The sequence below is a fragment of the Ectopseudomonas composti genome (assembly GCF_900115475.1).
Lineage (GTDB): Bacteria > Pseudomonadota > Gammaproteobacteria > Pseudomonadales > Pseudomonadaceae > Aquipseudomonas > Aquipseudomonas composti.
Genome location: NZ_FOWP01000012.1, coordinates 27570 through 52082 on the forward strand (window position 1 = coordinate 27570; position 24513 = coordinate 52082).

Annotated in this window: 19 protein-coding genes; 5 read left to right on the forward strand and 14 right to left on the reverse strand. The window is 61.6% G+C overall.

From position 1 onward, the window contains the following. Window positions 1–138: 138 nt before the first annotated feature. The 4 genes from acnD to BM059_RS19355 are packed head-to-tail and all read right to left on the reverse strand — an operon-like array spanning window position 139 to window position 5556. Window positions 139–2748 (reverse strand): Fe/S-dependent 2-methylisocitrate dehydratase AcnD, encoded by a 2610-nt coding sequence (gene acnD, locus BM059_RS19340; RefSeq protein WP_167364591.1) that lies wholly within the window; start codon window positions 2746–2748, stop codon window positions 139–141. 13 nt (window positions 2749–2761) lie between these two features. Further along, complete coding sequence (gene prpC, locus BM059_RS19345; RefSeq protein WP_074940974.1) at window positions 2762–3919, reverse strand: bifunctional 2-methylcitrate synthase/citrate synthase; 1158 nt, start codon at window positions 3917–3919, stop codon at window positions 2762–2764. 30 nt (window positions 3920–3949) lie between these two features. After that, window positions 3950–4837: a methylisocitrate lyase gene (gene prpB, locus BM059_RS19350; RefSeq protein WP_074940975.1), complete on the reverse strand. Its 888-nt coding sequence runs from the start codon at window positions 4835–4837 to the stop codon at window positions 3950–3952. Beyond that, on the reverse strand, window positions 4834–5556 hold the full coding sequence (locus BM059_RS19355) for a GntR family transcriptional regulator (RefSeq protein ID WP_074940976.1): 723 nt from the start codon (window positions 5554–5556) through the stop codon (window positions 4834–4836). Before BM059_RS19355 ends, prpB begins: the two co-directional genes overlap by 4 nt. Before the next feature lie 305 nt (window positions 5557–5861). Here BM059_RS19355 and rloA point away from each other — a divergent pair, with 305 nt between their 5' ends. The 3 genes from rloA to BM059_RS19370 are packed head-to-tail and all read left to right on the forward strand — an operon-like array spanning window position 5862 to window position 8921. Continuing rightward, window positions 5862–6398, forward strand: a complete 537-nt coding sequence (gene rloA, locus BM059_RS19360) for a retropepsin-like aspartic peptidase RloA (RefSeq protein ID WP_037004019.1) — start codon at window positions 5862–5864, stop codon at window positions 6396–6398. A gap of 5 nt (window positions 6399–6403) precedes the next feature. Further along, the gene (gene rloB / locus BM059_RS19365; RefSeq protein WP_037004017.1) at window positions 6404–7930 is read left to right on the forward strand and encodes an osmotic stress tolerance membrane protein RloB; all 1527 of its coding nucleotides are present in this window, start codon (window positions 6404–6406) and stop codon (window positions 7928–7930) included. A gap of 4 nt (window positions 7931–7934) precedes the next feature. Next, window positions 7935–8921 carry an alpha-L-glutamate ligase-like protein gene (locus BM059_RS19370; RefSeq protein ID WP_074940977.1) on the forward strand — a complete coding sequence of 329 codons (987 nt, stop codon included), beginning with the start codon at window positions 7935–7937 and terminating at the stop codon, window positions 8919–8921. Window positions 8922–9105: 184 nt separating this feature from the next. On the opposite strand, the gene BM059_RS19375 is transcribed toward BM059_RS19370, so the two are convergent. The 7 genes from BM059_RS19375 to BM059_RS19405 all read right to left on the reverse strand — a co-directional run bounded on the left by BM059_RS19375 (window position 9106) and on the right by BM059_RS19405 (window position 19854). After that, entirely contained in the window at window positions 9106–10257 is a 1152-nt protein-coding gene (locus BM059_RS19375; protein ID WP_074940978.1) for a MalM family protein, read from the reverse strand. Window positions 10258–10261: 4 nt separating this feature from the next. Continuing rightward, complete coding sequence (locus tag BM059_RS19380; RefSeq protein ID WP_074940979.1) at window positions 10262–11851, reverse strand: outer membrane protein transport protein; 1590 nt, start codon at window positions 11849–11851, stop codon at window positions 10262–10264. Between the two features lie 18 nt (window positions 11852–11869). After that, entirely contained in the window at window positions 11870–12874 is a 1005-nt protein-coding gene (locus tag BM059_RS19385; RefSeq protein ID WP_074940980.1) for a transporter family protein, read from the reverse strand. A gap of 38 nt (window positions 12875–12912) precedes the next feature. Beyond that, a complete protein-coding gene (locus BM059_RS19390; protein ID WP_037004011.1) occupies window positions 12913–13674 on the reverse strand; it encodes a C39 family peptidase in 762 nt (253 codons plus the stop codon). An 84-nt stretch (window positions 13675–13758) separates the two neighbouring features. Then, window positions 13759–14181, reverse strand: a complete 423-nt coding sequence (locus BM059_RS19395; RefSeq protein WP_037004009.1) for a DUF6160 family protein — start codon at window positions 14179–14181, stop codon at window positions 13759–13761. Window positions 14182–14419: 238 nt separating this feature from the next. Further along, window positions 14420–17143, reverse strand: coding sequence for a helix-turn-helix transcriptional regulator (locus BM059_RS19400; protein WP_074940981.1), 2724 nt, complete (start codon window positions 17141–17143; stop codon window positions 14420–14422). After that, entirely contained in the window at window positions 17140–19854 is a 2715-nt protein-coding gene (locus BM059_RS19405) for a winged helix-turn-helix domain-containing protein (RefSeq protein WP_244154433.1), read from the reverse strand. The genes BM059_RS19400 and BM059_RS19405 overlap by 4 nt, the downstream gene beginning before the upstream one ends. A gap of 164 nt (window positions 19855–20018) precedes the next feature. On the opposite strand from BM059_RS19405, the gene pabB reads away from it, so the two are divergent. After that, window positions 20019–21377 carry an aminodeoxychorismate synthase component I gene (gene pabB, locus BM059_RS19410; RefSeq protein ID WP_074940982.1) on the forward strand — a complete coding sequence of 453 codons (1359 nt, stop codon included), beginning with the start codon at window positions 20019–20021 and terminating at the stop codon, window positions 21375–21377. 52 nt (window positions 21378–21429) lie between these two features. Here the strand turns inward: pabB and thrH are convergent, their stop codons facing one another. Further along, window positions 21430–22047, reverse strand: coding sequence for a bifunctional phosphoserine phosphatase/homoserine phosphotransferase ThrH (thrH, locus tag BM059_RS19415; protein ID WP_074940983.1), 618 nt, complete (start codon window positions 22045–22047; stop codon window positions 21430–21432). A gap of 175 nt (window positions 22048–22222) precedes the next feature. Between thrH and BM059_RS19420 the strand changes: the two genes are divergently transcribed. Further along, window positions 22223–22843, forward strand: a complete 621-nt coding sequence (locus tag BM059_RS19420) for a phosphoadenosine phosphosulfate reductase domain-containing protein (protein WP_074940984.1) — start codon at window positions 22223–22225, stop codon at window positions 22841–22843. Between the two features lie 61 nt (window positions 22844–22904). On the opposite strand, the gene cysB is transcribed toward BM059_RS19420, so the two are convergent. Continuing rightward, window positions 22905–23879, reverse strand: coding sequence for an HTH-type transcriptional regulator CysB (gene cysB / locus BM059_RS19425; protein WP_037003999.1), 975 nt, complete (start codon window positions 23877–23879; stop codon window positions 22905–22907). Window positions 23880–23985: 106 nt separating this feature from the next. After that, the gene (locus tag BM059_RS19430) at window positions 23986–24486 is read right to left on the reverse strand and encodes a universal stress protein (protein ID WP_074940985.1); all 501 of its coding nucleotides are present in this window, start codon (window positions 24484–24486) and stop codon (window positions 23986–23988) included. Window positions 24487–24513 lie beyond the last annotated feature (27 nt).

A 24513-nucleotide genomic window follows, 5' to 3' on the forward strand; every position in this document is an offset into this window, starting at 1 on the left:
ATTGCATCCGGGCGACGCGCTACCGTTTCTTGTAGGAGCGAGCTCTGCTCGCGAATAGCCTCGCGGAGAAGCTTCGTTCGCGAGCAGAGCTCGCTCCTACGGAAGTTGTACCGGCCCGCTTACAGGCCGGTCGTTACATCACGCCACTGCGCCTTCGAGGAAGTCCTTGGCGAAGCGCTGCAGCACACCGCCGGCCTTGTACACGCTGACATCGGCAGCGGTATCCAGGCGGCAGGTCACCGGCACGCGCAGCACCTCGCCGTTGCGGCGATTGACCATCAGGGTCAGGTCGCAGCGCGGCGAGATATCGCCTTCCACGTCATAGGTCTCGGTGCCGTCCAGGCCCAGGGTCAGGCGCGTGGTGCCCGGCTTGAATTCGACCGGCAGCACGCCCATGCCCACCAGATTGGTGCGATGGATGCGCTCGAAGCCCTCGGCGACGATCACTTCAACACCCGCCAGACGCACGCCCTTGGCCGCCCAGTCGCGGGACGAACCCTGGCCGTAGTCGGCGCCGGCGACGATGATCAGGTTCTGCTTGCGGTTCATGTAGGTTTCGATGGCTTCCCACATGCGCAGTACCTTGCCCTCGGGCTCGACGCGGGCCAGCGAGCCCTTCTTCACCTGGCCGTCGACCACGGCCATTTCGTTGACCAGTTGCGGGTTGGCGAAGGTGGCACGCTGCGCGGTGAGGTGGTCACCGCGGTGGGTCGCGTAGGAGTTGAAGTCCTCCTCCGGCAGGCCCATTTTCGCCAAGTACTCACCAGCCGCCGAGTCGGCCAGGATGGCGTTGGACGGCGACAGGTGGTCGGTGGTGATGTTGTCCGGCAGGATCGCCAGCGGGCGCATGCCCTTGAGCGTGCGCTCGCCGGCCAACGCGCCTTCCCAGTACGGCGGGCGGCGAATGTAGGTGGACATCGGGCGCCAGTCATACAGCGGACTCTCGGCCTCCTGCACGCTGCCGAGATCGAACATCGGGATGTAGATCTGCTTGAACTGCTCGGGCTTCACCGAGGCAGCGACGATGGCGTCGATCTCCTCGTCGCTCGGCCACAAGTCCTTCAGCGTGATCGGATTGCCTTGGGCATCGGTGCCCAGCGCGTCCTGCTCGATATCGAAGCGCACGGTGCCGGCGATGGCGTAGGCCACCACCAGCGGCGGCGAAGCCAGGAACGCCTGCTTGGCGTAGGGGTGAATACGACCGTCGAAGTTGCGGTTGCCGCTCAAGACGGCGGTGGCGTACAGGTCGCGGTCGATGATTTCTTTCTGGATCAGCGGATCGAGCGCGCCGGACATGCCATTACAGGTGGTGCAGGCGTAGGCAACGATGCCGAAACCGAGTTGTTCCAGCTCCGCCAGCAGACCGGCCTCCTCCAGATACAACTTGGCGACCTTCGAGCCCGGTGCGAATGAGGTTTTCACCCAGGGCTTGCGCAGCAGGCCCAGCGCGTTGGCCTTCTTCGCCACCAGACCGGCGGCAATCACGTTGCGCGGGTTGGAGGTGTTGGTGCAACTGGTGATGGCGGCGATGATCACGGCGCCGTCCGGCATCAGACCTTCGGCCTCTTCAACCTTGCCGCTCTGCAGCTTGGCTTCGTCGGCGATGCCACGCTCAGCCAGCGCCGAAGTCGGCAGACGGCGATGCGGGTTGCTCGGACCGGCCATATTGCGCACCACGCTACCCAGGTCAAAGCGCAGCACGCGCTCGTACTCGGCGGTTTTCAGCGCATCGCTCCACAGGCCCAGCGTCTTGGCGTAGTGCTCCACCAGCGCCACCTGCTCCGGCTCGCGACCAGTGAGTTTGAGGTAGTCGATGGTCTGGCCGTCAATGTAGAACATCGAGGCGGTGGCGCCGTATTCCGGGCACATGTTGGAGATGGTCGCGCGGTCACCGATGGACAGGCTGTCCGCTCCTTCACCGAAGAACTCGACCCAGGCGCCGACAACCCGTTCCTTGCGCAGAAATTCGGTGATCGCCAGGACGATATCGGTGGCCGTAATGCCGGGCTGGCGCTTGCCGGTCAACTCGACACCGACGATATCCGGCAGGCGCATCATCGACGGGTGGCCGAGCATTACGGTCTCGGCCTCAAGACCGCCAACGCCAATGGCGATCACACCCAGGGCATCGACGTGCGGGGTGTGCGAGTCGGTACCGACGCAGGTGTCAGGAAACGCGATGCCGCCGCGCGCCTGGATCACCGGGCTCATCTTCTCCAGGTTGATCTGGTGCATGATGCCGTTGCCGGCCGGGATCACGTCGACGTTCTTGAACGCGGTCTTGGTCCAGTCAATGAAGTGGAAGCGATCCTCGTTGCGGCGATCCTCGATGGCGCGGTTCTTCTCGAACGCGTCCGGGTCGAAGCCCGGCGCCTCGACGGCCAGGGAGTGGTCGACGATCAGCTGGGTCGGCACCACCGGGTTGACCTTGGCCGGGTCGCCACCTTTCTCTGCGATGGCGTCGCGCAGGCCGGCCAGGTCGACCAGCGCGGTCTGGCCGAGAATGTCGTGGCAGACCACCCGCGCCGGGTACCAGGGGAAGTCCAGGTCGCGCTTGCGATGGACCAGTTGCTCCAGCGAGGCAGTCAGGTCCTGCGGCTCGCAGCGACGCACCAGTTGCTCGGCGAGTACGCGCGAGGTGTAGGGCAGTTTGTCCCAGGCGCCGGCCTGGATCGCCTCGACCGCCTCACGGGCGTCGAAGTAATCCAGCGCGGTACCGGGCAGGCGCTTGCGGTATTGGCTATTCACGGTGTCATTCATCTTATTTGCGATCCTTGAGCGGCACGAACTTCAGGTCTTCAGGGCCTGTGTAGTTGGCGCTCGGGCGGATGATCTTGCCGTCGATGCGTTGCTCGATAACGTGCGCCGACCAGCCGGCGGTACGGGCGATGACGAACAGCGGGGTGAACATGGCGGTCGGCACGCCCATCATGTGGTAGCTCACGGCACTGAACCAGTCGAGGTTGGGGAACATCTTCTTGATGTCCCACATCACGCTTTCCAGGCGCTCGGCGATGTCATACATCTTGGTGTTGCCCTGCGCCTCGGACAGCTCTTGGGCCACTTCCTTGATCACCTTGTTGCGCGGGTCGGCGACGGTGTAGACCGGGTGACCGAAGCCGATGATCACTTCCTTCTTCTCGACACGGGCGCGAATATCGGCCTCGGCTTCGTCCGGGCTGTCGTAGCGCTTCTGCACCTCGAAGGCCACCTCGTTGGCGCCGCCGTGTTTCGGGCCACGCAGCGCGCCGATGGCGCCAGCGATGCAGGAGAACAGGTCGGAGCCGGTGCCGGCGATCACTCGCGAAGTGAAGGTCGAGGCGTTGAACTCGTGCTCGGCGTACAGATTCAACGAGGTGTGCATGGCGCGCACCCAGGACTCGCACGGCTTCTCGCCATGCAGCAGATGCAAGAAGTGCCCACCGATGGAATCGTCGTCAGTTTCCACGTCAATGCGCTTGCCGTTGTGGCTGTAGTGGTACCAATAGAGCAGCGCGGAACCGAGGGAGGCCATCAGCTTGTCGGCGATATCACGGGCGCCCGGGTGATTGTGGTCGTCCTTCTCCGGCGCCAGACAGCCGAGTACGGAGACGGCGGTGCGCATCACATCCATCGGGTGGGCGGACGGCGGCAGTTGCTCCAGTGCGGCCTTGACCCCGGCCGGCAGACCACGCAGGGCCTTGAGCTTGGCCTTGTAGCCGGCCAGCTCGGCCACATTGGGCAGCTTGCCGTGTACCAGAAGGTAGGCAATTTCCTCGAACTCGCAGCGGTTGGCGAAATCGAGCACGTCATAGCCGCGGTAGTGCAGGTCGTTGCCAGTGCGGCCGACAGTGCACAGCGCGGTGTTGCCGGCGGCAGTGCCGCTCAGGGCGACGGATTTTTTCGGTTTGAAGCCAGGGGTGGTTTCGGTGGCACTCATGGTTATCTCCTCGAATCCTTCTTCTTATCTTTATTTCTTGCCGGCGGCGAACAGCGCGTCGAGCTTCTGCTCGAAGGCGTGGTAGCCGATGCGGTCATAGAGTTCGGTGCGGGTCTGCATCAGCTCGATCACGTCCTTCTGGTGGCCGCTCTGGCGAATTGCGGTGTAGACACTTTCCGCCGCCTTGTTCGCGGCACGGAAGGCCGACAGCGGATAGAGCTGGATGGCCACGCCGACCGAGGCCAGCTCGTCACGGGTGAACAGTGGCGTAGCGCCGAACTCGGTGATGTTGGCCAGCACCGGCACGTTCAGCTCCTTGACGAAGCGCTCATAGGTCGGCAGGTCGTAAGCGGCCTCGGCGAAAATGCCATCGGCACCGGCTTCAACATAGCGCTTGCAACGCTCGATGGCGGCGTCCACACCCTCGGCCTGGATGGCGTCGGTGCGAGCGATGAGGAAGAAGTCCGGGTCAGTCTTGGCATCGGCGGCGGCACGTACGCGGTCGACCATTTCCTCGCAAGAGACGATCTCCTTGCCCGGACGGTGACCACAGCGCTTGGCGCCGACCTGATCCTCGATATGCGCGGCGGCGGCGCCGGCCTTGATCAGGTTCTTGATGGTGCGCTCGATGTTGAATGCTGAGGGGCCGAAGCCGGTGTCGATGTCCACCAGCAGCGGCAGGTCGCACACGTCGGTGATGCGGCGCACGTCAGTCAGCACGTCATCCAGGGTATTGATGCCCAGATCCGGCAGGCCGAGCGAGCCGGCTGCGACACCACCACCGGACAGGTAGATGGCGCGAAAGCCTGCGCGCTTGGCCAGCAGTGCATGGTTGGCGTTGATCGCGCCGATCACCTGCAGCGGTTGCTCTTCGGCGAGGGCCTGGCGGAAACGCTGGCCGGCGGAAAGCTGGGTCATGAATCACCTCGGGTCTTGGATGAAGTGGCGAGCGCTTCGGTGTAGTAGCGCTCGATATTGCGCTTGGAGGCGCCGATGTGACGGCGCATCAGCAGTTCGGCCAGCTCGCCGTCACGTTCGGCGATGGCATCGAGAATGCGGTGGTGCTCAGCGAAAGCCTGGTGCGGCCGGTTGGGCGTAGCGGAGAACTGCAGGCGGTACATGCGCACCAGTTGGTACAGCTCGTCGCACAAGAGCTTGGCCAGGGTGCGATTGCCACTGCCCTGGATGATCCGGTAATGGAAGTCGAAGTCGCCTTCCTGCTGGTAATAGCCGACACCCGCTTTGAAGGCCGCGTCCTGCTCGTGCAGTTCCAGCACCCGGCGCAGTTCGTCGATCTCGCCCTGGGTCATGCGTTCGGCGGCCAGGCGGCAGGCCATGCCTTCGAGCGACTCGCGAATCTCGTACAGCTCGATCAGCTCGGCATGGCTGAGCGCTACCACCCGCGCGCCCACATGTGGCACCCGTACCAGCAGCTTCTGCCCTTCCAGGCGGTGGATCGCCTCACGTAGCGGCCCGCGACTGATGCCATAGGTGCGCGCCAGTTCAGGCTCGGAAATCTTGCTACCCGGAGCGATCTCGCCCTTGACGATGGCGGCTTGTATCAGGCGGAAGACATGTTCGGAAAGTGTTTCCGAATCCACCTGAGGCGCTGCAGATACTTCAGACTCGAGCAACATGATTGTCGACACCACTGAGATGCAATGGCCATAAAACTACGCCAAAAAGCCATATCGGTCAAAGCAGACCAAAGTATTGTCGACAATACTTTCAGCAGGACCAGGCAGGCAAGCCGCGACCTTACTTGCAGAAAGCTACATAAGCGTCTGTCGGCACGGAAAATCTCCATGTTAGAATCTGCGCATTCATGCCCGGCTATCGCCTTTTGCCATGGCTGCTAGACTTCACGGCAGGCAGTTGTATGGCAGGATGCCGCCAGACGCTGCCCTTCACCCGCCCCCTGGCAATACCCTCTCAAGGACACATGAGACTGAAACCCTTCTCCTTGTCGCTCTGCCTGCTGACCTTGTCCTGCCCGGCTCTGGCCATGGGCAAGTCGATCTATGGTCTGAACGAATACATCCATATCGAAGAACTGGACCTGCAGGTGGCTGCCAAGCTCGATACCGGTGCCAAGACCGCTTCCCTCAGCGCCCGCGATATCAAACGCTTCAAGCGTGATGGAGAAACCTGGGTGCGTTTCGTGTTGGCCATTGACGATGCGCACGAGCGCACCATCGAGCGCCCATTGGCACGGATCAGCAAGATCAAACGACGCTCTGGTGACTTCGATCCCGATGAAGAAAAAACCTACACGGCACGCCCGGTAATCGATCTTGAATTGTGCATGGGAGAGACCCTGCGCACGATCGAAGTGAACTTGACCGACCGAAGCGCATTCCAATACCCGCTTCTGATCGGCTCCGAAGCGCTCAAGCACTTCGAAGCCATGGTCGATCCAAGCCTTAAATATGCAGCTGGCAAACCCAACTGCACCGATGACGCAACCCCTGGCGAGTAATTCCCATGCGCTCTCTGAACCTGCATCTGAAAGTCCTGATCACCCTGCTGGTGACCCTGGGCGTTCTGATTACGGCATACCAAATCTTCATTCTCGGCATCCCGGTGACCGAGGACGAGACCGACGATCTGTGGAACATCGACGCCAAGGTCGAATTCCAGGCGACCCCGCGTGAGCCGGTGAAGCTGCAGATGTTCGTACCGCCGCTGAACCAGGATTACGTGAGCCTCAACGAGAGCTTCATCTCCAACAACTACGGCGTCAGCGTCAACCGTGTCGACGGCAACCGTCGCGTTACCTGGTCGGCCCGTCGCGCTAGCGGCAAACAGACGCTCTACTACCGCCTGGTGCTGACCAAGCGGTACAGCGGTGAACAGACGCCAGCAAAAGGCCCGATCTTCCGCGACAGCATCCCGGTCGAAGGCCCTGAAAAGATCGCCGCCGAGGCCTTGCTCGCACCGATTCGCCAGCACTCGGCGGATGTCGAAACCTTCATCAGCGAGACCATCAAGCGCGTCAGCAACGCCAATGACGACAACGTCAAGCTGCTGCTCGGTGGCGACGCCTCTACCGCCAACAAGGCCAAAGTCGTCGAGCTGCTACTGTCCATCGCCCACGTTCCCATGGAGCGCGTGCACACCATCCGCCTGCAGGCAGAGGTCGCTCAATCGCCAGAGCTGTGGCTGCGCAGTTTCAATGGCCAGAAGTGGCTGTACTTCAATCCTGAATCCGGCGAGCAGGGCCTACCCGTCGACCGCCTAGTCTGGTGGATTGGCGATGGTGACCTGGTTAGCCTGGAGGGTGGCCGCCAAGCCGCGGTCAGCTTCAGCCTGAACAACAGCGAGATGAACGCCATCCGTCTGGCCAAGCTGACCGACGAGAACACCGACGCGACCTTCCTCGAGTACTCGCTGTACGGCCTGCCGCTGCAGACCCAGCAGACCTTCATGATCATGGTAATGATCCCGATTGGCGTGTTGGTGATCCTGATCCTGCGCAACCTCGGCGGCCTGCAGACTTTGGGTACCTTCACTCCGGTACTGATCGCCCTCGCCTTCCGCGAAACGCAGCTGGGCTTCGGCATCTTCCTGTTCACCGTGATCACTGCGCTCGGCCTGTCACTACGTTCCTACCTGGAGCACCTGAAGTTGCAGATGCTGCCGCGCCTGTCGGTGGTACTGACCTTCGTCGTGGTACTGATCGCCACCATCAGCCTGTTCAGTCACAAGCTGGGCCTGGAGCGCGGCTTGTCCGTCGCGCTGTTCCCGATGGTGATTCTGACCATGACCATCGAACGCCTGTCGATCACCTGGGAAGAGCGTGGCGGTGGTCATGCCTTCAAGGTCGCCATCGGTACGCTGTTCGCCGCGACTGTCGCGCACCTGCTGATGAGCGTGCCTGAGCTGGTGTACTTCGTGTTCACCTTCCCGGCGATTCTGCTGATCCTGGTGGGTTTCATGCTGGCGATGGGGCGCTACCGTGGCTACCGCTTGACCGAACTGTTCCGTTTCAAAGCCTTCCTCAAGGACTAAGACCATGTTCGGCCTGATCAAGACGTGGAAAGCCCTTGAAGCCAAAGGCATCATGGGCATCAACCGACGCAATGCGGACTACGTGCTGAAGTACAACAAACGGCACTTGTACCCGATCGTCGACGACAAGATCATCACCAAGGAGCGAGCCATCGAGGCCGGCATCGATGTGCCGGAGATGTACGGTGTCATCGAAACCGAGAAGGGAATCGACAAGCTCGACGAGATCATCGCCGGGCGCAATGACTTCGTCATCAAGCCGGCACAGGGTGCTGGCGGTGACGGCATCATGGTCATCGCGGACCGCTTCGAGGATCGGTTCAAGACGGTGTCCGGCAAGATCGTGACCCACGACGAGCTGGAGCAGCAGATTTCCAGCATCCTGTCCGGCCTTTACTCGCTGGGCGGTCACCGTGACCGCGCGCTGATCGAGTACCGCGTGACTCCGGACACCATCTTCAAGAGCATCAGCTACGAGGGCGTGCCGGATATTCGCATCATCGTGCTGATGGGCTATCCGGTGATGGCCATGCTGCGCCTGCCGACCCGCCAGTCCAACGGCAAGGCCAACCTGCACCAGGGCGCCATCGGTGTCGGTGTGGACCTGGCGACTGGCGTGACCCTGCGCGGCACCTGGCTGAACAACAAGATCAGCAAACACCCGGACACCACCAACGCGGTGGACGGCGTGCAACTGCCGAACTGGGACGGCTTCATGAAACTCGCCGCGGGTTGCTACGAGCTGTGTGGCCTGGGTTACATCGGCGTGGACATGGTGCTGGATCAGGACAAGGGCCCGCTGATTCTTGAGCTCAACGCCCGCCCCGGCCTGAACATCCAGATCGCCAACGACTGCGGCCTGACTCACCGCGCCCACGCGGTGGAAGCACGCCTGGAAGAGCTGAAAGCCAAAGGCATTCAGGAAGATGCCGAAGAGCGCGTACGTTTCTCCCAGGAGTTGTTTGGCCATATCGTCAGCAAGGAAGTCTGACGCTCGCCGTACGCACCACCATTCGTAGGGCGGGCGCACAACCCGGCAGGCCGCTAATGGCGGGCTACACCCGCCCTACCTGGTAGTTCGCGTAGCCTGGGTGAAATCCGGGGGATTTGTCGGCAAAACGCCCCGGATTGCATCCGGGCTACGGGCTGATACCACGCAGTCCGCGCGGCGCACCCTACCGCACGATCGCCAGCTCGAACGCCCCTTCATCCGCGTGTGCATGCCGTTGCATGCCCGCCTCATCCACTGCCAACGCCTGCAACAGCCGCTTGAACGGCTTGTTGTCGAGCGTTTGCAGGCTGCGGTCTTCGTCAGTGGTGATCAGCAGTACGTAACGCTCGCCCCGCTCGGCGCGCACCTGCACTGTGCCCTCGATGAAGGCGTAGCGGTACCAGGTTTCCGGATGCAGTTGATACACCGCATCGCTGACCAACCGCGTCGGCCGCTTGGCCTCGTCGAGAAACAGCAGCGACGGATAGACCACCTGCCGGTTGGCGAAACTGCGCACGCGCAAGCCATAGCTCTGCCGTGAAGCCGGCAGCTTCAGTGCCGCGTAATAACTGCGGCCCATCGGAAACTCGAAGCTGGGCGAGAAACGGTCCAGCTCTTCATAGCGCGGCTCTTGCGCTGACAATACGCTGAAGTCACTGTCACGCATCTGTCCGCAACAGCGTGTCGACAACTCGCCATATAGGCTTTCAGCACGCGCCTGGCTGCCTTCGAGCAGCGCCTGCATGGCCGCAGTGGGCTGGCCATCGAGCATCGGCAACGAGGGTTTGCTGCGCTCGAACTCGACTTGCCGGCCTTCACTGTAACGAACCGTTGAAGCGCCAGCGCCTGACTGGCCTTCGGCAGACCTGGCAGGCACCGGCGAGTTGTGCATCCGCCCCTGTTCATCGACCCAGGTGTAATAGGGGCTGTCGTAGCTGTTGCGCGCGAAACCGCGTCCCTCCAGCACCGCCGAATCGATGTAATCCCCTGCCCGCTCACCGCTGGCCAGCACCTGGTCGCGCCCCGAGGCGCCGGCGAGCTGCGCGCCGGCGTAGAAACTGGTCTGCAGCTGACCGCTGCCATCGACCCAGGTGAAGTAGCGCCGCTTGCTCTCCCCTGTACTTGGCGCACTGCCCGGCCAGGCACCGTCATCACCAAGCCGGGCCTGATCGCTCTTTGCGGCGCGGCGCTGGGCCTGCTGCTGTTGCTCGGCGAAACGGCTGTCGACGAAAGTGTTGTGCACCCTGCCGAGATCATCGACCCAGGTCAGGTAACGACTGCTGGCGCTGGCCTGCATCAGCGGCAGCACCATCAAAAGCCACAACAGACTGCGCATCGCCTCAAAACCTCGAGGTGTAGGTCATGGCGAAAATATAGGCCTTGACCGTGGTTTCGATATTGAGCCCGGCATACGGGTTGTAGACCAGGTTGTCCAAGCCTTCGCAGCTGACGTTGCAGCTGCTGCCGGCGGGAATGCTCTGCTTGGAGACGAAATAGTTGAAGCCGACGTCGATGGTGGTGTCCTTGTCCCAGCGATAGCCCAGGCCCAGGCCGTAGAGATCTGCGTCACCTACCGGCGCCAGCACATCGGCCTTGTCCTTGGGGATGGCCGACGGGCGATATTCATAGCCGGCGCGCAATGCCAGGCGGTCGTTGACGTCGTACTGCACGCCCACGCCCCAGTTCCAGGTGTCACGGTAGCCACGGTCGAGAATAATGCTGCGATCGGTGGCGTTGGTGCTGTCAAAATACTTGGCGATACGTAACAGATCGAGCTCGCGGTCGAACTCGATCTCGAAGTTGTTCCAGTCGCTGTAACCGACCCAGCGCAGATCCAGATTGAACTGCCACTTTTCGAACGGACGTACCTTGATGCCAGTGCTGAAGGCATCTGGATAGGTCAGTTTCAGCGAGGCGTTGCCACTTTCATCTTCCGCACCGTAGGGAAAGAGAGAGCTGAGTATCTTGCCTGCGAAAGCGCCCTGAAATCCTTGCCAGAACCCGGCCCAGTCGTCCGTGTAATCGACACGATACTTGCCCTTCAAATTCATCCGTGACTCACTCTGGTAAGTCGCACCCCAGGAAAACCAATCCGTCGGTTCCCAGAGAACCCCCAGGTTGTAGCTCGGTGACAGACTCTGTTGCAGGTCCAGGTCGAGGTTGGCCAGTGAGTCGAACGGGCCTATCTTGCCACCGCAGACGTTAAAGAATGGCCCAAGAATTTCCTCCAGCCCCGGCAGGCACAGGGCTTCATTCAGGGCGCGAGTCAGGCCGGTGAGCATGCCGGGGTTACGGAAGTCCTGATTGAGTGCCACGGCCTGGTGGGAGAAACCGATGGACAGCCCAACCGACAGCTCGTCATTGACCTGATAGGCCAGCGACGGTGAGAAATAGGTGATGCGCTGCAGCGATACCTGGCGTCCCTGGAACCGTCCTGGATCGTCGTCGGAATCGCGCGAATAGCCCAACGCCATCGGCGCATAGACGTTGGTGGCGAAGGTGAACTTCGAGCCCGGCGGGTTGATCGACAGACCGGCCAGCGGCGCTACCAGCACCGGCAACTCGGTCATGCCGCCAACACCTGGCAGGTACATGGTCGGTGTCAGCGTGCGGCTACTGGAGTTCTTGAAGGGGTCATCGTCGTACCCCATGAAACCGTAGCCTTCCTTGGCATCGAACTTGGCCCGGATGTCCATCACGCCGCTGAGCAGCTTGACCGTGGTCTGCCGCCCTTTGAGCTTGCTCAGGGCCGCCGGGTTGTAGTGCACGGCATCGATGCCGGTGACGTCGGCGGTAACGGCGTTGCCCATGGCCATGGCCTTGGGGTTGCCGATGGTCAGGTTGGTGGCCAGTTGCGCCTGGGCAGGCAGGACGCAGGCCGCGCCCAGCCCGACCAGCAGCAGCGCCTGCAGCTTGGCAAGATGAGTCATATCAGGTTCGCTCGCTGCTTACTCGGCCTTGAGACCCTTGATATCCAGGGGTATGGAAATCCCGAGCAGGACATCGGGCGAATCTTCGGTCATGCCGAAACCGGCATTGACGTTGACGATGTTGTTCGATGCCGTACGCAGGCCCAGCGAGAAGTTCATCACTGCACTGGTCTGCTCGTTGCCTTCGAAGGTGGCGTCGCTGAACTTGAATTTCGGCGCCATGTTGTGCGCCATCTGGAATGAGGTGGCCAGCGACACGTCGTAAGACAGCGCGTAAGCGAAGCCCATGCTCAGCGACAGGCTCGAACCCGGGTCGACCTCCTCCAGCAAACGGCCGCCGCGTACCTGGTCGGCATCGCGAACCGGTAGGTTGTAGGTGTAACCAAGCGAACCGAACAGTACTACCGGATCGATCACGTAAGAGAGATTCGCGCCCACACCCAGGCTGTAGTAACCGCTGCCGGTGGCCAGGCCATTGTCCAGGCTGACGTCATAGGGGCTGTCGCCAGTCGGCAGGCCCAACGTGGCGAACAGGGTGGTGACGGGACGGCCGCGCACCGACGACCAGGGCTGCCAGCGGAAACTGGCGGAAATATCGCCCAGGCTGTAGGTGCTGAGATCGCGTTCGGTGTCGTACTTGGCCAGAAACGGCACGCGCATACTGAACGTAAGGTTGTCCCACACCCCATAGTCGAAGGTGAACGAATTGGTGAAGGTATGCTGCGCCTCGCTCTGACCGATCACGCTGTAGACGTTCTGCCCGGTACGCACGGTCTGGATCTGCGTATCGCGCAGCAGCGAGTAGTCGAAGCCATAGGTCAGGGTGCGCTCACCCTTCTTGAGCAGGGTGTAGCTCTTCTCCGCGGCCTGGAACACCTCTTCCAGCGCCTTGGCGCTGTCGGCGTCGTCGTCTTTCTTGGTCAACGCGTCGCGTGCATCGTCGACCGTGGCGTCTTCGGCCATCAGCGGCTGCGCCACAACCAGCGTCAGCATGGCCAGCCATGCATACCCCCAAACTCCCATGACGCTATCCCCAGATCGTTATTGTTATGCCGGGCAAATCACTTGCGGCGAATGTATTGGATGTCGCCTCCCGACCCCAGTTGGTCGGCCTGATTCGTGGTGAACTTGGCCATCTGCGGAAATTCGCGGAAAGCCAGCATGCTGATGGTGCGGTCATCGATGATGCGCAGGTCGCGGTCGGTCAGCGCCATGGCATTGGGCGGTTCGTTACCGCTGGGAAAGATCACGAACAGCACGTTCTGATCCCAGATTTCTTCGAAACGCACGCGGGTGAAACTGATGTTGCCTAGCGCTGGATCGGCGACGAATACATGCTCGTTGTAGACATCACGCACCACCACGAAGTGTTTGAAGCCGGCGTACTCGATGGGCACGATGGCCGGATGCTCGAGCTGCGCCAGGTCATCGAAACCGGCGCGAAAGCCGCCGCTCTTGTAGCCCAGGGCAGTGACGAAACGTTTCATGTCGAGCAGGGAAAACCCCCGGCGCTCGACGATCTTTTCCGCCTCGCCGAAATGCAGCAGCCCTTCCATCACCTGACGCTCTTCCAGATTGCGCCCAAGGTAGTAGTCCAGCAGGGTCGTCAGCGCCGCAGAACCGCAACTGTAGTCATAGGCCTGGCGGATCACGTTGCGAAACTGCAACTGACTCATCGGCTCCAGTGCCACCGACTCGCGCAGCGGGCCATTGGGCACGAGCGGCTGGGTGATATTCACGGTGCCGGCGGGCTGCGGTTTGATGTCGACAGCCTCGGTAAAACCGTACAAACCGATCAGGCTGCCCACGAGAATTTCGATCATTGGTCAATCCGCAACTGCGTACAACGAAGCAGAAGCCCGGCCGCACAAGGCGGCTGAGCTCCTGTGGATCAGATCAAGCGGGGATCAATGACCCCAGACCTTGACGGTGGAACCGGCCATATCCAGACCGTTGATGGCGACGCCACCAATGCTGTTGGCACCGATTTTCACCGACTCGACCGAAACGCCACCGTTGATGCCTGGCAGGCCGATTTCCAGTTTGTTGTCCTTGACGTCGATGGTCAGCGGGTTGGACTCATCGATGTTGAAGCCCGACAGGCTGACGGTATTCAGACTCAGGCTGTTGCTGCCATCGCTGACACCGGTTTCGGTGTCGGTGTAGACGATGGAGCCGATGGTGGCATCGAAGTTACCGGCGATGCTGATACCGGCCTGACCAGTGACGCCGGCCAGATCGGTGTCATCCAGCGCCTTCAGGTCGGCCTGGGCCATGAACGGGACTGCCATGATGGCGGCGGCGAGAGCGATTTTTTTCAGGGTCATCATTGTTATTATCTCCACAGTTCAAATGGGGGTTCCCCGGGCTCTGCCGGTGACGTCCTGTCACGAGCAGCCTGATCGGCCCATGCCGATCACCAGACCTGCCGCGGCTTCCTTAGGTACGCCAGGTTTGGATTCGCGAAACGCGGTGCGCTTCGAGATGGCTACAAGCTACTAACCCACCACTCAACTGCCAGCCCATCCAAGGGATGGAGCATGGCAATCGTTTACTCCCCCTGACCCTTCATGCCTCACTCAGCAGCCCCAGGCTTTTGCCCTTGAGCACGGCCTGAGTACGGCTACGCACCCCCAACTTGGAAAACAGGTTATGCAGGTGCCATTTGATGGTCGCCTCGGACAGGTGCACCGCCTGGGCAATATCGCGGTTGGAAAGCCCCGCAGCGACGAGCCGCAGGATCTCTCGCTCACGATGGCTAACATCCTGATTTTCCTCAAAACTTTCAGGATCTATGGACAGTCTTCGACACTGTTCACGGAGCATTTCGGCGACACCCTGCCAAGCGGCTGCGCGCCTGGGCTCGGCGCTGTACCAGGCATCCCAGAGCGGCAGCAGCCACAGAGCATCGTCCTGGAACAATCGGCGATAGCCACATTGCCAGGCCTCTTCGAGCGTCGCACGCAACAGCGCGAAGGCTTTCTCGCTGTTACCTTTGCGCCAATGCGCCACAGAAAGTAACAAGCTCAGACGCAGACGCCGATCACGCTGGTGCTCCGCTCCCTGTTTGGCCAGGCAGGCCTCAAGGCTGGCCTGGGCCTTTTCCACCCGCCGCTCACTCAGCGCCAGACGTGCCTGGCTCAGCGCCAGTGCCGTGTGCGCATCGCCATAACGCTCGATAGGCAGCGCGGCGATATGTTGCTCCAGTTGCTGGTAGATACGCTGCGCCTCGTTGGGCCTGCGCAGCCACAACAGGAACTGCACCTTGCAGCCCATGGCGATGGCGAATACCCGCTCGTAGCCCGGCCCCTGCAAACCGGCCAACCACTCGTCGAGCTCCTCCAGCCCCTGTTCTCCCGCACCCGCGAAAAAGCGCGCTCGCGCCATCACCAGTTTGCCGCGGCTGATCAGCTCGACCGGGGTGGCGACATCACGCCAGGTGGTGGCCAGCGGCAACTCGGCAAGGATCGCGCCGTGCCGGTCCTGCTCGTAAAGCAGATCGGCATAGGCCAACCCGAGCGGACCGCCAACCCGGCTGCGCCGTCCAAAAACCTGCTCGACCCGCGCCCGCGCCGCCTCTGCTAGAGAACGGCCACGCTCCAGCTCGCCGTATTCCTTGCAGATCAGCGCCTCGATCAGGCTGGCCATCACGTGCAGGTACTCGCTTTCACACTCGCGCAAGCTCTTTCGTGCGACGGCAATGGCCTTGGCCGCCTCGCCAAACTCGCCAAGCAGGGCGAATGCCGCAGCCTGCACGCACGCCAGACTGGCGCGGAACACCGGCTGGTTCTGCGGCACCAGCGCCAGCCAGTGACCGGCGACCTTGAGACAGGCTTCCAGCTTGTCCTGATAAAGCAACACCAATGCCTTGAGTACCTGGGCAGCCGCCAATAGCTCGATCAAGCCGAAGTGCATACCCTTGCCGCGCCCCTGGGTCAGGCGCGTGCTGACTTCCTCGATCAACGCCTCGGACTCGGCGAACTTCTGCTCGAAAGCCAATTGCCAGGCATAGAAGATCTGGAACACCGGCTGCTCGGTGATCACCACCGGCGGGATGTCCTTGAGAATCGCGAGGATGCCGTACACCCGGTTGCCGGCAATCAGGCGCGCACCCTGGCGCTCCAGCAGCTCGGCGGCGAAGGCGTAATCGCGTGCGCGCAAGGCGTACTTGATCGACTTGTCGGCCAGGTCGTGGCTTTCGCACCAGCGCGCGGCTGCGTGCAGCAGGTGCGCCGGGTCGCCCCGTTTGGCCAGGCGCCCCTGCAGGAATTCGGCAAACAGATGGTGATAGCGGAACCACTCGCCCTGCTCGTCCAGCGGGATCACGAACAGCTGTTCACCCTTTAAGCGGCGCAGCATGTCGCGGCTGTCGTGGCGACCGGTCAGTGCGTTGCACAGCTCGGCGTTGAACTCGTCGAGCACCGAGGTCTGGTCGAGAAACAGCTGCAGCGCTTCCGGCAGGCTGGCCACCACATCCTCGGCCAGGTAATCGGCGATATTGCGTTCGGCGCCTGACAGCCCCGCGAGAAAAGCCGCACGATTCTGCTGGCGCGGCAAGGCCAACGCCGCCAGGTGCAATGCCGTGACCCAGCCTTCCGTACGCGCATACAGCTGGTTGAGTTCGCCGTCTTCCAGGGCCAGGCGCTTGATGTCGCGGAAATAGGCTGCGGTCTCGGCACGCGTCAGGCGCAGGTCCTCGACCTTGAGCCAGAACGCCCAGCCCCCGAGCGATGGCGGCTCCTCGAGAAAACGCGGTTGATAACGAGTGCTGACCACCAGCCGCACTTGCTTGGGCAAGCGCTCGATCAGATAACGCGAGCTCTGACCAAGCGTGGCATGGCGAATACGGTGGAAGTCGTCGAGCATCAGATAGAGGTTCTCCGACAGACCTTTCAGGTCGTCGAGAAACGCATCGATCACCGCTTCCAGCGGCCAGCTGATTTCACCCTGCAGCAGCGCTGTAGTACTGCTGCCGAAGCCTGGGCAAGCGGCGGCAATGGCCGCCACCAGATACTGCAGTAGCCTTGCCGGCTCGCTGTCGCTTTCATCGCACGACAGCCAGGCGACTCGCGCGCCCTGCTCCTGCAAGCGACGGCGCAGTTGGCTGAGGACGGTGCTCTTGCCGAAGCCGGCAGGTGCACTGAGGACGATCAGGCGCTGCTCACGTGCCTCCAACAGGCGCTCGATCAACGCCGAGCGCTCCAGCAACGGAGCGCCCTCGGCGTGGGCGGGATACAGCTTGGTACGCAACAACGGAACAGCGGCTTGGCAGATCGGATTCTGACTGTTCATGATTCGAGTAGGCTCAGCTCGCGGGCACGGCGGATGGCTTGGGTGCGATTACGCACCTTGAGCTTTTCGTAGATGTTGTGCAGGTGCCATTTGACGGTACCCAGGGCCAGCGACAGCTGCTGGCCAATCTCTTCGTTGGACATGCCCTTGGCAGCCAGGCAGACCACTTCACGCTCGCGCTCGGTGAGCCCCTCCTCCAGCACATCCAAGGCTTGACGCGAGTCCTGGCCGGGCCAGGCGCTCAACAGGCTGCGGATGAAAGCCTGCAGCGCCGGCTGACGCTCGGCGGACTCCAGTTGCTGCAGCAACTGACGAATCGCCTCGCCCTCCTCGATGAACAGACTACGCGCTTCCTCTCGCTCGGCACCGATCAGGCACTGCACCAGCAAGCTCTGTGCACGCTCCTGATAGCCCAGGCGCTGATAGCTAAACGCCGCGAGCAGATCCAGGCGCAGGCGATGTAGCCCGTGCCAGCCGCTTTGCAACTGGCCACGCAACTGGGTGATCTCATGCAGTGCTTCGCTGTAATGCCCGCGCGCCTGCTGCAGACGAATACGGGTCAAACCCAACACCCAGGACACTGGATTGAAACTGCGCTGTTTGTAGTGACCCGCCAGTTTGTTCCAGTCCACCGACTTCAGGCGCTGCTCGGCACGCTTGCTGCGATCGGTCGCTGGTTCCTGAAGAATCAACGCAATCTCCTCGCCCACGGCCTGCACGTAGAAGCGCCAGGAATGGTTGCGGGCAGCCAGATTCTGCATCAGCACCAAGGTCGCGATCGCCTCTTTCGGGGCATCCTGCAAGCGCTGGATTCTCGCCAGACAAAGCATCGCCTGCGCATAGAGGTCGATCGGATTGATCACATCGACGGTTGCCAAGGCCCAGCGCAACTGTTCCTGTAGCCCCTCGATACGGCCTTGCTGATAGGCGATCAGCGACTCGCTGATGGTGGGCAACACCAGGGCTCGGGACTTTTCGCCGAACCAGGGCATCATCCGTGCGCGCAGTTGCTCGAACAGCAGCTGCGCCTGCTTCACTCGCCCCTGCTCCAGGCTTAGGAGGATCTCCACGTTGGCCAACTGCATGTCCAGGTAGCGGCCCTCGAGGAAATGATTGCGCTGTTGCGCCAACGCCAGCAGCTTGCGCGCATGATCGGCCTGGCCAAGCATGACATTGGCCAGGGCACCAACGGTGAGAATCGCCACCTCGAGAAACGCCGTGTGCTGGCCCAGTTGGGCCTCGATGCGCCGTGCCAGAGCGACGCAGGTATCCAGATCATCCTTCTGCAGAGCGATCACCGCCTTGATAGCCAGCGTCGCCAGCACCTTGTCACTCAGCGGTCCGTTGCTGCGCGACTCTCCCCAGCGCTCCAGCAGCTCATCGAGCATGCGATTGGCCTCGCTCAGCCCCAGTTCGGCCGCACGGGTCCAGACATCGGCCAGCACCAGCACGGGAAAGCGCGCGGCAATCTCGTCCGGTACATGCTGCCGCCATTTGTAGATGAGGTTGAGTTGGCCGCGATTGATCAGCTCCAGGCCACAGCCGTCGAGCAGTGCGGCAAGCATCTCGGCATCTTCGGCATGGCGGGCATGCTCGATAGCCAGGTTCTGCATGTGGTGATTGGTGAACCACAGGCTGGCATTGAAATGCAGCTGCTTGAAACGCTCCGGGTCGCGCTCCTTGAGACGGGCGCGGAGAAATTCGGCGAACAGGTTATGGAAGCGATACCACTGGCGTTCGCGATCCATGGGCAGAAGAAACAACTGCATGGCCTCCAGCTCTTCCAGCAGTTGCTGGCCGTCTTGGCGGCCGGTCAGGGCATTGGCCAGATCACCACTGAGTTGCTGTGCCACGCCCAGCGCCAGCAGCTGCTCCTGACGCTCGGCCGGCAACTGCTCGAATACCGAGCGCAGCAGGTAGTCGCCCACCGCATGCTTGTCAGCGCCCAGTTCAGCCATGCGCTCGGTCGGTTGCGGGTGGTTGCGCAGCCACAGGCTGACCAGGTGCACGCCGACCATCCAGCCCTCGGTGTGGCTGTATAGCGCGCCAAACGCCTCGGGATCGAGCTGCAGACCGCTGCGCTCCAGATAACCGCGCGTCTCCTCGGCATTGAGCCTGAGCTCATCACTACCAAGCTCCAGCAGCAGCCCCTTGGCGCGCAATGTGGCGAGACTCAGCGCAGGCTGCGAACGGCTGCCGATAGCCAGGGTGAAATTCGGTGGGGCCAGCTTGACCAGACGATTGAGCGCGGCGAGCAGTTCGCCATCCTGAACCAGATGCAGATCGTCGAGCACCAGCAGGAGTGGTTCCGAGCGCTGTGACAGGTCCACCAGCAGGCTCTCCATCACGGCCTCGACCGGCACGCGCATGGTATTGCGCAAGTAACCCAGCGCATCGTCACCGAGGCCGGGCAACGCGCGACCCAATGCTTCGATCAGTTGCTGGAAGAAACGTACGGGCTCATCATCGTCCGGACCCAGCGACAGCCAGGCAACAGCGCTTCCCACCTGCAGGCGACGCTCGACCAGCATCGCCAATGCGGTGGTCTTGCCAAAGCCGGCGGGAGCGCAAAACAGCACGAGACGAGCGTGGGGGTAAGCCGAAAGCGCAGTTTCGACCTGGGGTCTTGCCAAATAGTCTGCAGAGGCCTGGGGCGGCGACAGTTTCGAACGCAGCAGGCTCCCAGCGGCTGGACCTACAACTTCATCCATGGCCTGGATCCCTTCATTAATTATTGTTCTGGTACCACAGTTCAACGTTCTGCAGCGCTCAATACTAATCAGCTGAATGTCCCCGAGTAAACACGGGCAGAAGCTCTAGGATGAATGTTAGCGGCGGACTACAATTGCCCTTTCCTTGAATCCGACTGCCACGCATGCCCAGTTGCTCTCTGCACCCACTTCCTTACCGGAAAGATCCTAGCGACTACTTCCAGCACATCCGCCAGGCTCCCGGCGCGGTACTGCTGGATGCCGGGCGCCCAGGTGCCGAGCGTGGACGCTATGACCTTATGAGTGCCTGGCCATTGGCAGAACTGGCACCGTCGACCGACGAATCGGCCAACGATTTCCTGCTACGTCTGCGAGGCGCATTGCAGAGCCTTGGCCACGCTGATGCTCCCGCGCAGCAGCCATTACCATTCGTCGGTGGTTTGATCGGTTACCTGTCTTATGACTTCGGTCGTCGCCTGGAAGTGCTGCCCGAGCAGAGCGTCGATGATCTTGATCTCGAGGATGCCCGTTTTGGTCTCTACGCCTGGGCGCTGATCAGCGATCACCAGCTAGGTACCAGCGGCCTGCTGTTTCACCCGGCCCTGCCGGAGGCAGAGCGTCAGCGCCTGCAGACGCTGTTCGAAGCACCGCATAGCGAGGAACTCACGCCCTTCCGACTGACCCAGCCGTTCCAGGCCGCTATCGATCAGCACCGCTACCGCCAGGCGATCGAGCGCATCCAGGGCTACATCCTCGCTGGCGATTGCTATCAGGTGAATTTCGCTCAGCGCTTTCAGGCGCCCTGCGCGGGCGATCCCTGGGCCGCTTACCTGGCACTGCGCCAGGCCTGCCCCACGCCTTTCTCGGGTTTTCAGAGCCTGGGCGATGGCGACGCCATTCTCAGCCTGTCGCCCGAACGCTTTCTCAAGGTCAGCAACGGTCAGGTGGAAACCCGTCCGATCAAGGGCACTCGGCGCCGCGGCCATGACGCCGATGACGACCAGCTACAGGCGCAAGAGTTGCTGGCAAGCCGCAAGGACCGCGCCGAGAACCTGATGATCGTCGACCTGCTGCGCAACGATCTGGGCCGCAGCTGCCGCATCGGTTCAGTGAAAGTACCGGAGTTGTTCGCCCTGGAGAGCTATCCCAACGTGCATCATCTGGTCAGTTGCGTCACCGCTGAGCTGGCGCCCGGCATGGACGCGCTGGACCTGATCGCCGGTAGTTTCCCCGGCGGCTCCATCACCGGCGCACCAAAGATCCGCGCCATGCAGATCATCGATGAGCTGGAGCCGACACGGCGCGGGCTCTATTGCGGTTCGCTGCTGTATCTCGACGTGCGCGGCGAGATGGACAGCTCCATCGCCATTCGCAGCCTGCTGGTCAAGGATGGCAAGGTCAGTTGCTGGGGTGGCGGCGGCATCGTCGCCGACTCCAACTGGCAGGCCGAATATCAAGAGTCAATCACCAAGGTGAAAGTGCTGCTGGAAACGTTGGAACGCTTGCCGGAAACGAACGAATAAGCGCCCCAAACGAAAAACGCCGCGAAATCGCGGCGTTTTTCATGCATTGGTGTTACAGACTCAGCTTGCGATTCGACGCCTTGAGGAACTCTTGCTTGAGGGCTTCGAAGGTGTGCACGGCCGGGAATTGCGGGAACTCGCGAATCACGTTTTCCGGCGCATGGAACAGGATGCCGGCATGGGCTTCGCTGAGCATGGTGGTATCGTTGTACGAGTCGCCAGCTGCGATAACGCGGTAGTACAGGCTCTTGAAGGCGATGACCGACTGACGCTTGGGATCTTTCTGACGCAGTTGGTAGCTGACCACGCGATCGTTCTCGTCAGTGATCAGGCGGTGGCATAGCAAAGTCGGGAAACCGAGCTGACGCATCAGCGGCTGGGAGAACTCGTAGAAGGTGTCGGAGAGAATCACCACCTGGAAACGTTCACGCAGCCAGTCAACGAACTCCACGGCGCCATCGAGCGGCTTCAGGGTAGCGATCACGTCCTGGATGTCCTTCAGCTTGAGGCCGTGCTCATCGAGAATGCGCAGGCGTTGCTGCATCAGCACATCGTAATCGGGGATGTCGCGGGTGGTCGCCTTGAGCGACTCGATACCGGTTTTTTCCGCAAAGGCGATCCAGATTTCCGGAACCAGAACACCTTCCAGGTCGAGACACGCGATTTCCACAGGCCACTCCTCGGTTGAGCCAAAAAGGAGCCGGCACTCTAGCCGCTGGGCCTGAGCTGCGCAATGCGCCCTTCTTATAACCATAAGAAAGGGTAATAACAGTCTTAGTTATTTAGCCGCATAACCAGCCTTTGCTACCATCGCGCCTTCACGCACATGACCTGGAGTCCTCAGCATGGAACTCGACCTGGACGCGCTCAACGCCGAACTCGGCAACCAGCCTGAAAAACTGGTGCAGTGGGCCATCGGACTGGGCAAACCCGCCATCTGCACCACCAACTTCCGCCCGTTCGAAGCGGTGATCCTGCACATGGTCAGCCAGGTCAAACCGGATATCCCGGTGGTCTGGATGGACAGCGGCTACAACACCGAAGCCACCTATCGCTTCGCCGATGAAGTGGCGCGCAAGCTCAATCTCAACCTGATCACCTACCTGCCCAAGCGCTCGCGCGCGCACCGCGAGGCCATAGACGGCCCGGTTCCAGGCCTGGATGATCCGCGCCACGCCGCGTTCACCGAGGAAGTGAAGCTCGAGCCCTTCGCCCGTGCCCTGCGCGAGACCGCTCCAAGCGTCTGGTTCACTGCCCTGCGTGCCACCGACACCGCCGTGCGCGCGCAAATGGACCCGATCAGCATCAACCCGGACGGCCTGATCAAGGTCGCCCCGCTGCTGCACTGGTCCTCGAAGGACCTGTATCAGTACCTGGTCGCCCACGATCTGCCGAACGAGTTCGATTACTTCGACCCGACCAAGGGTGAAGACAATCGCGAGTGCGGCCTGCACCTGAGCCACTGATCGCTCCCGTGCAAAACGAAAATGGCGCCCGAGGGCGCCATTTTTCATTGAGGATCGAGCTTCAGTGCATCGGCAGTTCGACGCCACTGAACAGCTCTTCCAGCTCGGACTTGTTGTGGCACTGCACCGCCTTGGCCAGCATGTCGCGAGTCAGATGCGGGGCGAAACGCTCGATGAAATCGCACATGAAGCCACGCAGGAAGGTGCCGCGGCGGAATCCGATCTTGGTCACGCTGGGCTCGAACAGATCATCGGCGTCGAGCACCACAAGATCCGGGTCGAGCTTGGCGTCCACCGCCATCTTGGCCACGATGCCCACCCCCAGGTTCAGGCGCACGTAGGTCTTGATCACGTCGGCATCGGCCGCAGTGAACACCACCTTGGGCGTCAGGCCGCGATGACTGAAGGCCTCGTCCAGCTTCGAACGTCCGGTGAAACCGAATACGTAAGTGACGATGGGATGCTCGGCCAGCGCCTCGAGGGTCAGTTTCGGCAACTTGGTCAACGGATGCCCCTGCGGCACCACCACGCAGCGGTTCCAGCGATAGCAGGGCATCATGATCAGGTCGTTGAACATCTCCAGGCCTTCGGTGGCGATGGCGAAATCCACGCTGCCGTCGGCGGCCATCTCGGCGATCTGCGTCGGTGTGCCCTGATGCATGTGCAAGGCAACGTCCGGGTATTGCTTGATGAAGGCGCTGATCACCGGTGGCAAGGCGTAACGCGCCTGGGTGTGCGTAGTGGCGATGGAGAGCGTGCCCTTCTTCTCGTTGGAGAACTCCTGGGCGATCTGCTTGATGCTTTCGACCTTGCGCAGAATCTCGCCGGCGGTGGTGATGATGCGCTCTCCAGCTGGAGTTACGCGGGTCAGGTGCTTGCCACTGCGAGCGAAGACTTCCACGCCCAGCTCATCCTCGAGCAAGCGAATCTGCTTGCTGATCCCTGGTTGCGAGGTGTACAGGCTCTGAGCGGTAGCCGATACGTTGAGGTCGTGGTGCGCAACTTCCCAGATGTAGCGCAATTGCTGAAGCTTCATATATTTCCCTCAGAGCAGTAAGGCAGGCCAGCAGCCGCCAATGCCGTATATAACCATATTATTGGTTTAATCGAACAGGCTAGAACGTTTTATTAGATTTCCCCCTTTACAAATCCCCATGCCCACGATGCTGCAGCATGGGCACCAGGTACACCGGCGCCTCCGACAACTGCACGATGCGCGCGGCCGTGCGTCCCAGTGGCACAGCCAGATCTGCACCATGGCTATGACTGCCTACGACCAGCAGATCCACCCCAAGTTTCTGCGCCTCCTCGAGAATCACTGCTGGTGGATCCCCCTGCAGCACCCGCACGGCACAAATCAGCTCAAGGTCCTGCTGACCATCACCCAGTTCGTCACGAAAACCCTCCAGCACGCGCTGCTCGATGCTGGCCATGACCGTGCCCAGCCCGTTGCGACGAAGCTCCCCGAGGGTTTCTTCATCCAGGTAGGTCTGCAATACGGATTCAGCGAACAAACCCATGGGCTCCACGGCGTGCACCACGTACAAATCGGCCTTGAAGCTGCGGCTCAGTGCGAGGGCGTGCTGCAGCACATAGGAGGCGTAAAGTCCCAGATCGGTGGCATAGAGTATCGAGCGAATCACGCGGCCTCCTCGACTGCTGGCGCAGGC